The following is a 15,040-nucleotide window of genomic DNA, read 5'->3' on the forward strand; positions in this document are numbered from 1 at the left end:
AGGTAATAGGTTAATTCGAGCTTTTAAACATTCTCCTTTTGGATCAATGCAGGTATAGTTTTAAGTATTATTTTCATATCAAGGAAAATCGAATAATTAGAAGCATAGTAATTATCCAACTCTTTACGCTCACGTTCAGACATATCATCCTGGCCTCTTTTACTGATTTGCCATAAACCGGTCAACCCTGCAGGGCCTAGGAATCTAGTAGACCACTCATTTGTAGTCAACTGTTCTGCTTCATACAGTGGCAATGGCCTATTGCCTACCAACGACATATCGCCGATCAGCACATTTATTAACTGAGGTAACTCGTCAATACTAGTCTTTCTCAAAAACGAACCTACCTTAGTTATTCTAGGATCATTTTTAAACTTCACAAATGCTGTTTTGTTATCCTTATTCTCTTCTGAGTTAGCATATTGGTTAAGATTAGCCATCGAAGCAAGCATTTTATCAGCATCACTCCTCATAGATCTGAACTTATAGAAATCAAAAATCTTATATCCCGCTCCTACTCTTTTGCTTTTGTATACAATCTTCCCTTTTGATTCCAATCGGATTAGTATAGCAACAATAATAAACAAGGGCGACAAACACAATAAAGCAAATCCTGATGCTAATACATCAAACAACCTTTTAGCTATAGGAATCTTATATTCAACCTCCGCATGTTGCACTATGTCCATTAACTTTGGCTTAATCAGTTTAAATTTCACCAAAAAATTCAATCGCTCACAGAAATCTTCATAAGGAAACGGATAAGTATAATAATCATTAACCCTAAGATCTAAAGCCTGTTTCCTCCATGCCTTATCCTCTTTAACACCCAACAATACAATAATAAGCCCCTGTAGTAAAGGATTCTTTTTAATATATGTAACCTGGTCAAAGCATAAGGGATTTTCATCAACCTCTATCAAAACAATATCAGGAACAGTCAATAAAGATTGATTATCTAAGTAACTTTTAAAACTAGCCGGATCTTCCAGGTAAGTAATATCTCCATCAAGCTCCTCAGCTATCACTTCTTTCAGTAACTTTCCAAAATAAACTATTTTCGCACTCACTTTATGTAATTCAATTGTTGGGGATGTCATATTCTAGGGAATTAATTTTTCTTAGTTTATTAGCTCGGCTATTTTAGATTTCAAAATAGCAGGATTAAATGGTTTTTCAAGGTAACTATCAATTTTAAAAGGCATTTCTTTAACCTTCGCTTCCAGATCTTCAGCTCCCGACAATAAAATAACAGGTGTATCTCTATAAAAACCGCTTATTTTAAGATTCCTGATCAATGTACTGCCATCAAAATAAGGCATCATTAAGTCAGATATAATTAAATTCGGATCATTGCCCTCCTCCAACCAACTTATCGCTTCAATACCACTTTTCTTAATTACAAGATCATAGTCAGCAGACAATATAAATGTTAGTAATCTAAGAATACTTAGCTCATCGTCAACAACTAAAATCTGTTTTTTATTTATTGTATTACTTTCCATTTTCTTATCTCCTTTCTTAAAACCTTAAATCAATCTCCTCACAATTTCATTATCTTGTAACAATGGCAAATTCCTTTTTACTAACTTCACCTTTTAACTTACTACTTAACTCGTTAGAAACCACTCTACCAAAAGAGTCAATCACCAGTATTCTTATATTCTGTTCCTCTTTCGATACCACTTCAGTTTTTAAATTAAAATCACCTGTGTAATAAAAAGGGATGTCATTGCTTTCATTAACACTAACACTAAAATCTTTATTATTAATGCGATAATTTACTTCACAATTCGCGCACTCAACTCTCAACAATCCTTCCTTACTTACAACCACTTCAGGATTGCTAAATCCTGAATCCTTTGAGCAACTACTCAAAGAAATAATAATAAATAATAACAAACTTATGTGAACTCTCATCTTTTTAATTGTATATACTTTCACAATTGAAAAAATCAAGCCAACAATAGTCACACATACTAAAATCGGCCCTTAATAGATGTATTTCAATGATATAAACACAAATAAGAAGCTTTTCAGACTTTAATCACCCCCTTACACCGCAGGATAAACCCAATAAAAACAACCCTTATTGTAGAATATATTCCACAGTTCTCAAATTATTATAAATATCACGAAAATTAACACAAAAAAATGGCTGTTACTATAGTAACAGCCATTTTTTTTTACTTACCTCATCATGAATTCGTCATGTCGGCGACGGCCGGCATAACGCCCCCCCTCTTAAGAGCAACAATCTAATTCTTTGGTTGCACCCTTCCCGATTTCCTATCTTTATCTCTTCCAATCAAGTATCCAGCACCAGCACCAACAACACCACCAATAATGGCGCCTCTTCCTTTTTTCTTATCAATTAGTGCACCTCCTAGTGCTCCTGCACCGGCACCAATTGCTGTACCTTTAGCAGCTTCACTCCATCCCTTTTTCTTTGCAGGAGCAGAAGCTTCATTCCTGTAGTTATTGGAAGGCTGCGACGCAGCTTCATTTCGTTCAGCTAATAATAAAGTTCTTTTTTCTTCCTTTACCTGAGCAGCTATTTTAGCATCTTCCTGTTTTTTCGCCTCTACTCTTTTAAAACTATCTAGTTTTAAACTGTCTTTTACAGCGGCAATAGCTTGTTGCTTAATAAGAGCCTGTTCCTTTGCGTTATTCGAGCACGCTGATAATAACAATGTAGCTGTTATTACTATCGAAAATAAATATTTCATGACTATATAGTTTAGTTTAAACCACAAGTCAAGAAAAAATGATGCCAAAAAGACTATTTATCATCTAATGGACTGTACACTACACTACTATAATTTTCATCAACATCATTCTCCCCATCAGGATTTCCTGAAATTCGGTCATTATCGTCATTTAATCTTGTCATTAACGATGGAGCATCAGATGAATGGTCAGCATCCAAACCCAAGTTATCAGAATCTACATCACTAATCCTCGCATCCAACTTCCTTTCTCCTTTCAATTTATCTATCATACAAGTCCATTTTTACCCCTAAATATAACAAAAACCGAACTTCAAAGTTTCATTAATCCAATAAATAAGCGCAAATTGCCATATTTTGTTTTTAATATTCAATTGATTACTTTCACATCGAAATATATAACAATACTATGCGTACAACAGGAAAAGTTAAATGGTTTAATTCTGCAAAAGGATTTGGATTCATAACTCCAGAAGATGGAGGAAAAGATATTTTCGTACATTTTTCTGCTATAGCAGGAGATTCATTCAGAGAACTAAATGAAGGCGACAGTGTAGAATTTGAGTTGAACGAAGGCAAAAAAGGCCCAGAGGCACAGAACGTAAAAGTTCTTTAATCATCATTCAATCTAAAAAGAGTCTGTATCATGAACCTTGATCAGGCTCTTTTTTATGCCCCCCTAATCCCAAATCCACCCAATCTGCAATCCATCTAAATATTCCCCCCATGCACAAAACAATCAGCATATTAGGATGTGGCTGGTATGGCCTTCAATTAGCAAAACACCTAACCTCAATAGGTTATAAAGTAAAAGGATCAACCACAACTGCTGATAAACTACCATTACTTCAAAACCACGGAATAGACCCATACATAGTTAACTTTCAAGAAGAAAGCATCAACTACCACCCCAACTTTTTCGACAGCCATACATTAGTTATATGTATACCACCTAAAAGAAGCAGTGCCGAACAAGCAAGTTTCCCCAATAAAATAGCCCAGATCTGCAAAGCAGCAAATAACATCAAATACATCCTGTTTATAAGCTCAACCTCAGTATACGGCGATCATAATGCAGAAGTAACAGAATTAACCCCACCTAACCCCGACACCCCCTCAGGCAAAGCAATGGTTGAGGCAGAAACCATACTCAAAAACCAACAAACATTCAAAACAACCATCCTTAGGTTCGGAGGATTAATAGGTCCGGACAGAGATCCGGGAAAATTCTTCGCAGGTAAAGCCCAAGCCCCTAACGGACTAGCTCCTGTCAATCTAATCCACCTAACAGATTGTATTGGCATAAGCACTCAAATAATAGAAACAGAAACATTTGGCTATACATTTAATGCCTGCACACCCAATCACCCCACCAAGCAAGATTTTTATACCCAGGCAACCATTAACTCCGGCTTAGTACCACCAACCTTTGTAAAGGAACTTACAAACTGGAAAGTAATAAACACAAATCTATCATCAACACAGCTAAAATATAATTATCAGATAACCAACTGGGTACACTGGCTTACAAAATGTAAATTATAATTTTAGTTTATGCTTAGCTGTTAAAATGATAACTTGCCCTTATTAGGATAACCAAAAAATATGAAATTGACCATTTGGGGAGCAGCAAAACAGGTAACTGGCAGCATGCACCTTTTACAATTAGAAGATTATAATATATTAATTGATTGTGGGCTCGACTACGAAAAAGAAACCTTTCAGGAAGAAAACCAATACTTCCCATTCGATCCATCATCAATAGATGTCGTTATCCTAACACACGCCCATATAGACCACTCAGGGAACCTCCCAACCTTAGTCAGACTCGGTTTTGAAGGGCAAATACTATCCACACCCCCAACAGCCGATTTAACAGAATTACTGCTACTCGATTCAGTAAACGTATTTATAGGCAAACAAAACAAACGCACAAAAGGCAAAAGAGGAAGACCAGGCCCTCAACCACTGTATCTTCACAAACATGTAAACGATACGATGGATAGGTTTGTTACCATAGCCTTCAATAAAGAATTCCGCTTAAACAACGATGTATCATTAACCTTTATACCCGTTGGCCACTTATTAGGTGCAGCAGCGGTAGTTTTAACACTGCAAGATAAAGGTGTAGAAAAAAAGATAGCCTTTACAGGCGATATAGGGCGCACCAACTATCCAGTCCTGGTCGATCCCCAACCAATACCACAAGTAGACTACCTAGTATCCGAATCCACCTACGGAGGCAGATTACACAGTCACGATGTAACTCTGCAAGACAAACTTATAGAAACCATAAACGAATCCTGCATTAAATATCCGGGCCGATTAATCATCCCCGCATTTAGTATTGGTCGTACACAGGCACTTGTATATTCACTAAACAAAATCTTTAGCAGCGGGCTCCTTCCACCAGTTAAAATATTTGTCGATAGTCCACTCGCAACCTTTGCCACCGATATCTACCGAAAACACCACAGCTTGCTAAATCAGGAATCTCAGGATTTCTACCGTAAACAAGGCGATGAATTTGAATTCAATGAACTCTCGTACGTTCAAGATAAACGAGAAAGCATGTCGGTATCCAATTACCACGAACCATGCATCATCATCTCTTCGGCCGGAATGCTTGAAGGAGGCCGAATCCAAGACCACCTTTACTATAACATTCAAAATTATTACTGCACCATTCTATTTATCGGCTATTGTGCAAAAGGAACCTTAGGCGACAGATTATTACGTGGGGATCCAATCGTCCGCCTGAGAAATCGCGACCTTATGGTTTATGCTACCATTCAGAAAACCGATTTACTAAGTGGCCATGGCGATCATAACGACCTTGTTAATACCGTAAAACAACAAGACGTCAGTAAACTTAAAGCAGTGTTTCTAGTTCATGGAGAGATCAAAAGTATGACCCTACTAAGCAGTGCCTTAACAGAGCTCGGATACCAAGTTAATTTACCTGAAAAAGGTGAAACTTTCGAGTTATAAAATATCCGTTCAAGCACAAACTGTATAAAATACTATACAAATCCCTTATCCTCTAAACGAAGATTTCCTTTTTTTGGTATAAATGAGACTAAAATATAAGAAGCTGATTATTAAGCTATTTCAAATTTTAACCAGATAAAAATGGCTTTGGCAAGGTTATTACAAGCAGATAATCATTCAGTGTTAATTATAAAACTGAAAAGAACTCAAATATCTAATCTATAAAAAATGAAATCAAAAATTACAAAAGCAGCAATGATATTATCCATGGTTGGATTATCAACGCAATTATTTGCACAAGAAGCTGACTCTCAATCTTCGGAAAGATTCTCTAAAAAATACTTCCGCACCTGGTCTATCGGTCTTAATGGTGGGATGCTAACGCACTACACCCCGTTCAACAACAGAACAAACGGAAACTTCAATACGCCTTACGAATCTTGGGGTTATGGAGGTTATATCAAGAAACAAATAGTACCAGGATTTGGTATCCAGGCCGACTTCCTTGGAGGTAAAGTTAGAGGAGCACAAGTAGCAGGCGGTACAAAATCAACTTTCGAATCTAAAATTGATTGGTCAGCAGCAATTAGCGGTAACTTCACAATTGCCAATATGAGCTTAAACCAAAAACGCAATTTCCTTTCTCCATATGCAACTATCGGAGCAGGTTATATGTCATCAGCAGCTACAACTGATAATCCAGCTGGAGCAAGCACTGGCTACGGCCAAAACTGGTTCGTACCAGTTGGAGCAGGTTTTAAACTTGGTTTATCAAAAGGTGTTAACATCGACTTAGGTTACACAGTAAACTTCATGAAAGCTAATAACTTTGATGGTGTAACAGCTGGTGCTAACGATAAATTCTCATATGCTCACGCAGGTATCGAGATTGCTTTAGGAAGAAAAGGAACTTCTCAATTACAAAACTTCAGCCCTATTGCCGCAATCCGCGAAGAAAGTGCTGCTGAAAGTGCAGAATTAAGAAAAGCATTATCATCTTCTGAAGAAAATGCAAGAAGAGAAAGAGAAGCTATGGCAGCTAAATATGCTCAGGATCTTGGTGATGATGATGGCGACGGTGTAGCTAACAAATTCGATAAATGCCCAGGTACTGTTGCCAACACAGTAGTAGATGGAGCAGGATGTCCAATCAAAGTTCAACGTGAAATCATCAAAGAAACTAAAGTTGTTGTAACAGAAGCTGACCGTAAAGTTGTTGATGAAGCAATCAAAAACTTAGAGTTTGATTTAGGTAAATCAACAATCCGTCCTACTTCTTTCGCTACATTAAACAAAGTAGCTGAGCTATTAATTGCGAAAAACTTTAGCTTGAAATTAGCTGGTCATACTGATAACACTGGTTCAATGGCGTTAAACTTACGTTTATCTAAAGACAGAGCAGAATCGATCAAAGCATACTTAGTATCACAAGGTGCAAATGCTTCACGTATCGAAGCAACGGGTTATGGTCCAAACCAACCTATCGCATCTAACAAAACTGCAGAAGGTCGTCAGAAAAACCGTAGAGTAGAATTTACACTATACTAGTAGTACACTAATCTCGTTAAACAAAAAAACCTGGTCAAATGACCAGGTTTTTTTGTTTATATCGCACCTGCTCTAAACACCAGGTCTAAACACTAAGTACTACCTACTAAATACTAAACTACCTCTTTCTTAGGCGCAAACACTATCGAAGCAATAACACTCAAAATCAACACACCACCTACTATCGATAAAGATAAAGGAGATGAGATATGATAAAAAGGAGCTATTACCATCTTAACACCAATAAATGCAAGAATAATAGCCAAACCATATTTCAACAAGCTGAACATATAAATAAAGTTAGCTAACAGAAAGTACAAAGCTCTTAATCCAAGTATTGCAAAAATGTTAGACGTATATAAAATTAGCGGATCATCCGGTGCGATTGCAAAAATAGCAGGGATAGAATCTACTGCAAACAATAAATCTGTAAACTCAATTACAGCAACCACAACCAATAACGGAGTAGCTAGTTTAACCCCATTCTCAACCGTAAAGAACTTAGCACCATCAAATTCTTTACTTACTTTAAAGAACTTATAAATTACACGGGCACCAGGGCTTTTGCTAAAATCTTTCTCTTCATCGTCATGATCGTCAGCTAATCCCGATTTGACACCTGCATAAACAAGGAATAATCCAAAAATCAGCAATACCACATTAATACGGATCAAATGGCCAAACACGGTCATTTCAGGCAAATAAGTTAAATTAATCAACCCAACACCTGCAAATATAAAGATGGCACGGAATACCAATGCACCAATAATGCCCCAAAACAATACCTTGTGATGTAGCTCTTTAGGTACTTTAAAAAAACCAAAAACCAAAATAAACACAAAGAGATTATCTACGGAGAGGGCCTTTTCTATCCAATAAGCAGACTGAAACTGTGTAAACTTCTCAAATCCCGAAGTCATGTAGATTACTCCACTAAAAATCATCGATAAGCTAATCCACACTACCGACCAAATGGCTGCCTCTTTACTCGTTACGGCGTGTACCTTCTTATTAAAAACACCTAAATCCAAAAGCAGCATCACTATTACGAGAACTGCAAACCCGATGATAACACCCGGGTGATTAATTAAATTATCATTCATTTTTTTGTATGTTACTATTTAAAGGGTATATGTTCTTATTTAAAACTAAAAAACCAGACTAAAATGCTAAAAAAGATCCGTTTTAAGCATTGCTTTTAAAATATTAGCCTGCACATCATAATTGTTTAGGTGATTTAGAAAATCGATATCCGATATTTTTGTGTAATTCTCCTCCAGCAGATCAATAATCTCCAAAGGAATGTATGTTTTCAACGTAGCAGCACTACTAACAAGCTTATCATTCTTATAAGTCAACTCCTGAACAATCCTCCCCTTTTCTGATAAATTATTCGTCCAATCAATACCAGTAAGTTCCGACAGTTCACAAAGCAAAAACAGGCTCCTGTTATTAAAAAACAAGAAATACCTATCAATATCTATAAACTTATAGATCTCAATAATTAACTGCCCCGATTTTAAACCATAAAAAAACTCAGTCCTAAAATCATGCTTACATAGCAAGCCCATCAATTTCCTTTCAATACCCGCATGAGCATCAATATACATATCCTTAGGATCATAACTTGTTAACAAGCCAAGTTGTTCCGCAGAAATATCGTAATAAAAATCCTTAGCATATCTGGAACTAAACGTATTGATGTTTTTAGCAAAAGGGAAATCCTCACTCAGATCAGAAAGCACTTCAAACAACTTTCTTAATGATAAATTAATCTTAAGCGACTGCCTTTGTTTATCCAGGTTGAAATTCTTTTCAGAAAACACAGAATCACTCATCTTAGCCATCAACTCCTTATTAAGCTGAATTTCGTCATAAATGAGTACTACATTTTTCTCATTGCTCTTCTTAATCTTCCTTAACAGTTCAATTAAGCTACTGGTAAACTGAATATGAAACAATTCAAGCTTATCAATATCCAGCTCCTCATTCTGCTCAAAAAGCTGATGAATCACCTGACTCCGTAAATAAATTTTATACACAGCCTCCTCTTCAAAAAATGCAGAGAGCAGCTGCAAGCGGCCGATCTCTGCACGAGAAGTCTTTAAAATATCTACACGTCGGTCATCCATTTACCAAATTAATTAACGCGGGTAACGTTTTTCTTTAACTCCGTTTCCAGATTTTTCAATTCCCCATCAAGCACCCTTCTACTTTGTGCACCCTCTTCATGAATCTTTTTAACCTCGTTTAATGTATCAATTAACGAAGCAGTAGTCATCTTCAAAGTCTCCAGCGAAACAACAGTTTTCTCATTCTCCTTAGCAACATCAATACTATTCTGTTTCAGCATTTCTGCATTCTTTTGCAAAATGGTATTCGTTGTATCCGATATTTTCTTTTGCATCTCCACATTTGCCTTTTGCCTTTGTAGAGCAACAGCTAGTGTAAGCTGATTTTTCCATACCGGAATAGTGGTAGACACGATAGACTGTGCTTTCTCTGCAATCGAAGTATTGTTGTTTTGCACCACCCTAATTTGAGCCAACGACTGGATCATAATGAAGCGAACAATCTTCATATCTGCCAATCGCTTATCCAGCCTACTTAGGAAGTCTCTTAGATCAGCAATTTCATAGTCCTGATAATCAGCAGGTCGACCTTCCATTTCAGCTAACTTAACGCTCAATTCATTAAACTTCAGCTGACCGGAAATGATCAATTCCTCCATCTGGTTGATATAACCAACATTGCTATCAAACATGGTCTGCAGTGAGCTGTTATCCTTAATAGAATTTAACCTTCCTGCCTTAACCTTATTCGTAATCTTATCGATGTTATTAACAACCACATCGTATTTTTGAAATAACTTCTTAGTGTCAACAACAAGTTTTTTTAGGAAAGGGATCTTTGATATAAAAGATTTCCAACTACTTTGCTCAAGTTCGTTAACATCAATATAATTTAACTCAGTAAGCAGTTCATTAATTAAACCGCCAACCTCGCCACTGTTATAAGTCCGTACAGATGATAAAAAATCATTACTGTACTTCTCCATAGAATTCTGAGCCTCAACACCGTAGTTCAATATCGAGTTAACATCAGATGGCTCTAACGACTTAGCAATCTCCTTATACTTTTGCTCATCTGCAGGAGTAATCACCGTTAGGTTAACATTACCCTCCTTATCAAGCTTTAAAGGAGATAAGCTCTGAGTCTCGTTTTCTTTTAATTCCATAGTTTAGTTCTTTAACTAAATTTAGATACTATAAATAACTTTGTGTTACGGTCTTAACAGTTTCTTCCAGTTTTTTATCTTTAGTAGGCTCTCCTATTGCGTTGAATTTCCATTCACCATTTTTCTTATAGAAAACACCCATTACCATAGAAACATGACCACCAAAGTTAGATCCGTTTGCAATATCATAAACGGCAAATACTTCGTTTACCCTTTTTGGCGATCCTTCGTAAATACGGATCGATGCAAAAGGAATAGTACCAAAATCATGACCTCTAAAGCTGTTCAAAACAAAAGCAACATAATTAACAGCAGGATTTAATCTCGAAAAATCAAGTGTAATTACCTCATTATCCAAACCATCATCACCGCCCATATCGCCGGTTAAATCATCACCACTATGTTTCACAGCACCATCTTTCGAACCAAGATTACCAAAATAAACAACTTCAGTTAACTGCTTGCTTTCGTTATACATTGCACAACTAGCATCCAAATCTACAGCTTCTTTAGTTTTACCAAAGCCGAACATTCCTTTTTTCTCAATTGCGCCCCAGTTAATACCTACACACACACTTTGTAACTTGCTACCATTGCTTTTCTCAAGACTAATGCGTTGTCCTTTTTGAAGATTAATTGCCATAATTTCTTATTGATATTTATTTAAATAATCCTGTAAACCACCTTTCATACCCATACCCACTGCTTCAAATCTCCATTTACCATCTTTTCTGTAAATTCTTCCAAATTCAACAGCAGTTTCGATAGAGAAATCCTCTTCAAGCTCATATTTAAGTACCACCTCATTGGTAACAGCATCAAAAATACGAACAAAAGAGTTTCTTACCTGACCAAAATTCTGTCTTCTGTTTTCAGCGTCATGAATAGTAACCACTATACAAATTTCCGAAACTTTAGCGCCAGCCTTAGTCAAATCAACTTTAATCTGTTCATCATCACCATCGCCATCACCGGTTAAGTTATCACCAGTATGCTCAACAGACTCATCTGGCGATTTTAAGTTATTATAAAAAACCAAATGCTCATCCGAAACAAGTTTCTTGTTTTCATCCAGCATAAAAACCGAAGCATCTAAGTCAAACGCAGTTCCGGTTGTAGAACTATTAGTATCCCAACCCAAACCGATAGTAAATTTCGGAGCATCAATATTCTCTCTTTGCCCCTTCTGTAAGTTAATGGCCATATTAAATTAATTTATAGTTTTTATTAATAACGTAGTTTTTTAAAAAATTCAGATTCTCCGAATAGCACTCAATTGTATGATAACTGTTCCCCAATGCCAGGTTGTACAAACTAGTAATAAAATCCTCAGTTTGCCTGTCAATAAATAAAGAAAAGCTATTAAAATCGTAATTTAAGATATATTTAACAATCCTGGTATTAAAACAAAAATTACCACTTTTCACAATACTATCCAGATCAAAAATAGACTTCACTTCATGATAGTTTAAATGGTTTTCAATGCTCGGATGGATGTTATGATTCACCAACTCGGCAAAATAAAGCATATAAATATCATTCCTCAAGCCGTACTCTTTAACCATTTTAAGGATCATCCTTTCATGGCTTCCGGTAATCTTTATATCATCCAAAAAGAACAAGATTTTGTCCTCCAGAAAGCCCTTATCTATATGAAACGAGTCGTTACCAATCAGCTTCATTCTATCCTCCGCACTTAACTCGCCGTAATCATCCTTATAGGTAATCGTTCTGTGAACTTTAGCCTCCTGTACTACCAACCTGCCATTTTCAACCAACCAATGATTAAGCTCATAAACAAAGGCATTTTTCATTGCAAAAGTTGCCGTAGGGATAAAACAGTAAGGGCTCGATATCACAACAATCTGTTCAGAAATTAAGTTATCCTCCAAAAAGTCGGCTATAAACCCTTTAGCAAGGTCTCTACCAAACTTCTGCGACACCTTATCATCGCCAAATTTAAAACGACTATAGTCATTTGGATCAAATCCAAAATCGCTTGTATTATCTATCTTATGTAAAGAGTAAGTATAAGGGATCATGAAATTAAGGCAGAAATAGTTAAATGATTAGAGTTAATTAGTAAGCTTTTGATGCCTATTGCTTCGGCACCCTTTACATCCGCAAAAGGATTATCGCCTATATGTATAACCTCATGTAAACCAAGTTCAGTATGCTTATCCCTATCAATCGTATCCAGCATCAGCTGAAAAAATTGAACGTTAGGTTTAGACATACGCACTTCATCAGAATACAATTGAAAATCCAAAAGCGTATCAATCTCCAGGTGATTCAATATCTTTCTAAGCGTTTTACCTTTAATAAAACCAGTATTACTCAATAAACTTGTGGTACTTAATCCGGAGTCTTTCAATCTTTTTAAAACATCAATGCTATCTGAACAATAAACTAACGGCATATGTTTTAAAATTAATGTTTCCATTTCGTTATATAATCCATCAACATCGATGTCCAGGCAAACAGTAGAATAATCGTTAATGATGCTAATCACCATTAAATACATTTCCTCGGCATCTATATTTTTACCAGTACGCTCATTAATGGAGTTAACCATCAAATCTACACTTCTAAATATACCTGCAACCTCATCAATAGTTTTCCCCAGGTGATTAAAATTAGCATGAAAGTACCTAGCCCGTTCAGTCTTAAAAGCAGGGTTCGACTTAATCAAAGTAAGCCAAAGGTCAAATGAATAATGTTTATAAATAGACATTTTGAGCGTGTTATTAAATACTTAGTACAATTATGGATCATAATGTTACAAATTTTAGCTTGCATTCTAAAATATGACACAATCTCCAATTTGGCCTTTTACAGCCATTTTCACCATAACGCGAACCAAGTTTATTTAGTACCTCAATCTAAGCCAACCTAACAACCTCACCATCAACACAACCATCCGTAAACCATAAACAACAACAGAAAAACCGCAGCAACCCTATCAATGTAACAAAACCAATGCAATATTAATATGATGAAATACTGACAACAATTCGCCATTTACAATGTTACTTAGATATAAAAACACAAGACACTTATTATGGAAAAAGTATGGCTTATCACTGGCTGTTCTACAGGCTTTGGTCGCGAATTAGCAAAACAAGTATTAGCACTTGGTTATAAAGCAGGGGTTGCCTCGCGCGACATTAAAGATGTTGAAGACATCGTAAAACAATACCCCGAAACCTCAATAGCCATCACTCTCGACGTAACCAAACACAATCACATAAACGACGCAATAAAACAAATAACCGAAATATTCGGCCGGGTAGATGTTCTGGTAAATAATGCCGGCATAGGTTATTTTGGCTCCGTAGAAGCCAGCGACGACCATGAAACCAGAAGAATGTTCGACATCAACTTCTTCGGACTAGCCAACATGACCAAAGCAGTACTGCCACTCATGAGAAAACAACGAAGCGGACATATCATCAACATAGCCTCAATTGGCGGTTTAATGGCCTTTCCCGCACTAGCTTACTACAATGCAACTAAATTTGCTGTCGATGGATTTTCCGAAGCATTAGCTAAAGAAACCGCACCATTAGGCATCAAAGTAACAATCATAGCACCAAGTGGTTTCCGTACCGACTGGGCCGGACGCTCCGCTAACGAAGTAGAAAACGAAATTGAAGACTACAAAACCACCGCCGGCAGCAACAAAGACAATATCAGAGGCTATAATGGAAACCAACCAGGCGACCCCATACGTGCCGCAAAAGCAATAATAAAAGTGGTAGAAACAGAAAATCCGCCCCTACGGCTATTACTCGGTGCTGCCGCACTCAAAAATGCCCGTAAAAAACTCGAAGAACTGGCCCAAGACTTCGATACATGGCAAGAAACAACAGTAGGAGCAGATTTTCCTAAATCTTAAAATTTCCATGTAAGCTCATAGTGGTTCTATCCTTCCCAAATACTGACTATTTGCAACACGGGATCCATTTAATGAAAATACGCTGATGTACACTTCCAGAGATTTACCTATCAATTTAGGATTAAATTTTAGCGTGCATTCTTTATCTCTTCTTTTAAAACCTCCAATAAACCCATCTGCAATTTTTAATTCCGGACTATACACAGCAAGCATAATCTGATCATCAAAAGTGCCAAGCAGATTGGTTAACCAGGTTACTTTCATTACATCGGCAGCAATAAGCTGAGCTTCCGGTGTAATTAAAGGTTGCAAGGTCCCTTTGCTTAAGGTAAGTTTTGAATAATCGACCAACAAATCAGGATATACCCCTGTAACCGTTTGTTTATAATTTTGAGAAAATGCTACGTTTAATTCTGTTTTGCTTCGCGCCATATTCTTAAACCCAATAGTTATGAAAGGATGAAACGACACCAGCAGTGTTTGTACGAAATTGAATTTCCCTCTACTTGAAATTTGCGCTGCTGTAGGTGGTTTTGTCGATTTTTTTGGTTTGCCACGGACATAAGCGATGTCTTTCCAATGTGCCCCTACTACTCCGCCAATTGTTCCTGAAATTGGTCCGAAGATACCTGATGT

The 15,040-nt window shown here is 36.7% G+C and carries 18 protein-coding genes; 5 read left to right on the forward strand and 13 right to left on the reverse strand.

Annotation, left to right across the window (positions count from 1 at the left end):
* Positions 1 to 23: 23 nt before the first annotated feature.
* The 5 genes from J1905_RS08350 to J1905_RS08370 form a co-directional block, all read right to left on the reverse strand.
* Complete coding sequence (locus J1905_RS08350) at positions 24 to 1,100, reverse strand: sugar transferase (RefSeq protein WP_214226811.1); 1,077 nt, start codon at positions 1,098 to 1,100, stop codon at positions 24 to 26.
* Positions 1,101 to 1,121: 21 nt separating this feature from the next.
* Entirely contained in the window at positions 1,122 to 1,505 is a 384-nt protein-coding gene (locus tag J1905_RS08355; RefSeq protein WP_214226812.1) for a response regulator, read from the reverse strand.
* Between the two features lie 49 nt (positions 1,506 to 1,554).
* Complete coding sequence (locus J1905_RS08360; RefSeq protein ID WP_214226813.1) at positions 1,555 to 1,920, reverse strand: hypothetical protein; 366 nt, start codon at positions 1,918 to 1,920, stop codon at positions 1,555 to 1,557.
* A 338-nt stretch (positions 1,921 to 2,258) separates the two neighbouring features.
* Positions 2,259 to 2,729 carry a YMGG-like glycine zipper-containing protein gene (locus J1905_RS08365; RefSeq protein ID WP_214226814.1) on the reverse strand — a complete coding sequence of 157 codons (471 nt, stop codon included), beginning with the start codon at positions 2,727 to 2,729 and terminating at the stop codon, positions 2,259 to 2,261.
* 53 nt (positions 2,730 to 2,782) lie between these two features.
* Positions 2,783 to 3,001, reverse strand: a complete 219-nt coding sequence (locus J1905_RS08370; RefSeq protein WP_214226815.1) for a hypothetical protein — start codon at positions 2,999 to 3,001, stop codon at positions 2,783 to 2,785.
* A gap of 137 nt (positions 3,002 to 3,138) precedes the next feature.
* Between J1905_RS08370 and J1905_RS08375 the strand changes: the two genes are divergently transcribed.
* The 4 genes from J1905_RS08375 (at position 3,139) to J1905_RS08390 (ending at position 7,268) form a co-directional block, all read left to right on the forward strand.
* Positions 3,139 to 3,345: a cold-shock protein gene (locus tag J1905_RS08375; protein WP_048905079.1), complete on the forward strand. Its 207-nt coding sequence runs from the start codon at positions 3,139 to 3,141 to the stop codon at positions 3,343 to 3,345.
* A gap of 110 nt (positions 3,346 to 3,455) precedes the next feature.
* Complete coding sequence (locus tag J1905_RS08380; RefSeq protein WP_214226816.1) at positions 3,456 to 4,274, forward strand: SDR family oxidoreductase; 819 nt, start codon at positions 3,456 to 3,458, stop codon at positions 4,272 to 4,274.
* A 60-nt stretch (positions 4,275 to 4,334) separates the two neighbouring features.
* Positions 4,335 to 5,720 carry an MBL fold metallo-hydrolase gene (locus J1905_RS08385; RefSeq protein ID WP_214226817.1) on the forward strand — a complete coding sequence of 462 codons (1,386 nt, stop codon included), beginning with the start codon at positions 4,335 to 4,337 and terminating at the stop codon, positions 5,718 to 5,720.
* Between the two features lie 228 nt (positions 5,721 to 5,948).
* Positions 5,949 to 7,268: an OmpA family protein gene (locus tag J1905_RS08390; RefSeq protein ID WP_173089364.1), complete on the forward strand. Its 1,320-nt coding sequence runs from the start codon at positions 5,949 to 5,951 to the stop codon at positions 7,266 to 7,268.
* A gap of 113 nt (positions 7,269 to 7,381) precedes the next feature.
* On the opposite strand, the gene J1905_RS08395 is transcribed toward J1905_RS08390, so the two are convergent.
* The 7 genes from J1905_RS08395 to J1905_RS08425 all read right to left on the reverse strand — a co-directional run bounded on the left by J1905_RS08395 (position 7,382) and on the right by J1905_RS08425 (position 13,240).
* Positions 7,382 to 8,371 carry a TerC/Alx family metal homeostasis membrane protein gene (locus J1905_RS08395; RefSeq protein ID WP_214226818.1) on the reverse strand — a complete coding sequence of 330 codons (990 nt, stop codon included), beginning with the start codon at positions 8,369 to 8,371 and terminating at the stop codon, positions 7,382 to 7,384.
* Between the two features lie 66 nt (positions 8,372 to 8,437).
* On the reverse strand, positions 8,438 to 9,400 hold the full coding sequence (locus tag J1905_RS08400; protein WP_214226819.1) for a hypothetical protein: 963 nt from the start codon (positions 9,398 to 9,400) through the stop codon (positions 8,438 to 8,440).
* A gap of 8 nt (positions 9,401 to 9,408) precedes the next feature.
* A complete protein-coding gene (locus J1905_RS08405) occupies positions 9,409 to 10,506 on the reverse strand; it encodes a toxic anion resistance protein (RefSeq protein WP_214226820.1) in 1,098 nt (365 codons plus the stop codon).
* A gap of 28 nt (positions 10,507 to 10,534) precedes the next feature.
* Positions 10,535 to 11,149, reverse strand: a complete 615-nt coding sequence (locus J1905_RS08410; protein ID WP_214226821.1) for a TerD family protein — start codon at positions 11,147 to 11,149, stop codon at positions 10,535 to 10,537.
* Positions 11,150 to 11,155: 6 nt separating this feature from the next.
* The gene (locus J1905_RS08415; RefSeq protein WP_108204019.1) at positions 11,156 to 11,710 is read right to left on the reverse strand and encodes a TerD family protein; all 555 of its coding nucleotides are present in this window, start codon (positions 11,708 to 11,710) and stop codon (positions 11,156 to 11,158) included.
* Position 11,711: 1 nt separating this feature from the next.
* Positions 11,712 to 12,548, reverse strand: coding sequence for a phosphoribosyltransferase family protein (locus tag J1905_RS08420; protein ID WP_214226822.1), 837 nt, complete (start codon positions 12,546 to 12,548; stop codon positions 11,712 to 11,714).
* The gene (locus J1905_RS08425) at positions 12,545 to 13,240 is read right to left on the reverse strand and encodes an HAD family hydrolase (protein ID WP_214226823.1); all 696 of its coding nucleotides are present in this window, start codon (positions 13,238 to 13,240) and stop codon (positions 12,545 to 12,547) included. The genes J1905_RS08420 and J1905_RS08425 overlap by 4 nt, the downstream gene beginning before the upstream one ends.
* 327 nt (positions 13,241 to 13,567) lie before the next feature.
* Here J1905_RS08425 and J1905_RS08430 point away from each other — a divergent pair, with 327 nt between their 5' ends.
* On the forward strand, positions 13,568 to 14,404 hold the full coding sequence (locus J1905_RS08430) for an oxidoreductase (RefSeq protein WP_250318036.1): 837 nt from the start codon (positions 13,568 to 13,570) through the stop codon (positions 14,402 to 14,404).
* 15 nt (positions 14,405 to 14,419) lie between these two features.
* On the opposite strand, the gene J1905_RS08435 is transcribed toward J1905_RS08430, so the two are convergent.
* Positions 14,420 to 15,040: DUF6266 family protein (locus J1905_RS08435; RefSeq protein WP_214226824.1), on the reverse strand; the 621-nt coding region annotated here is incomplete at its 5' end.

The organism is Pedobacter sp. B4-66 (genome assembly GCF_018492665.1).
Lineage (GTDB): Bacteria > Bacteroidota > Bacteroidia > Sphingobacteriales > Sphingobacteriaceae > Pedobacter.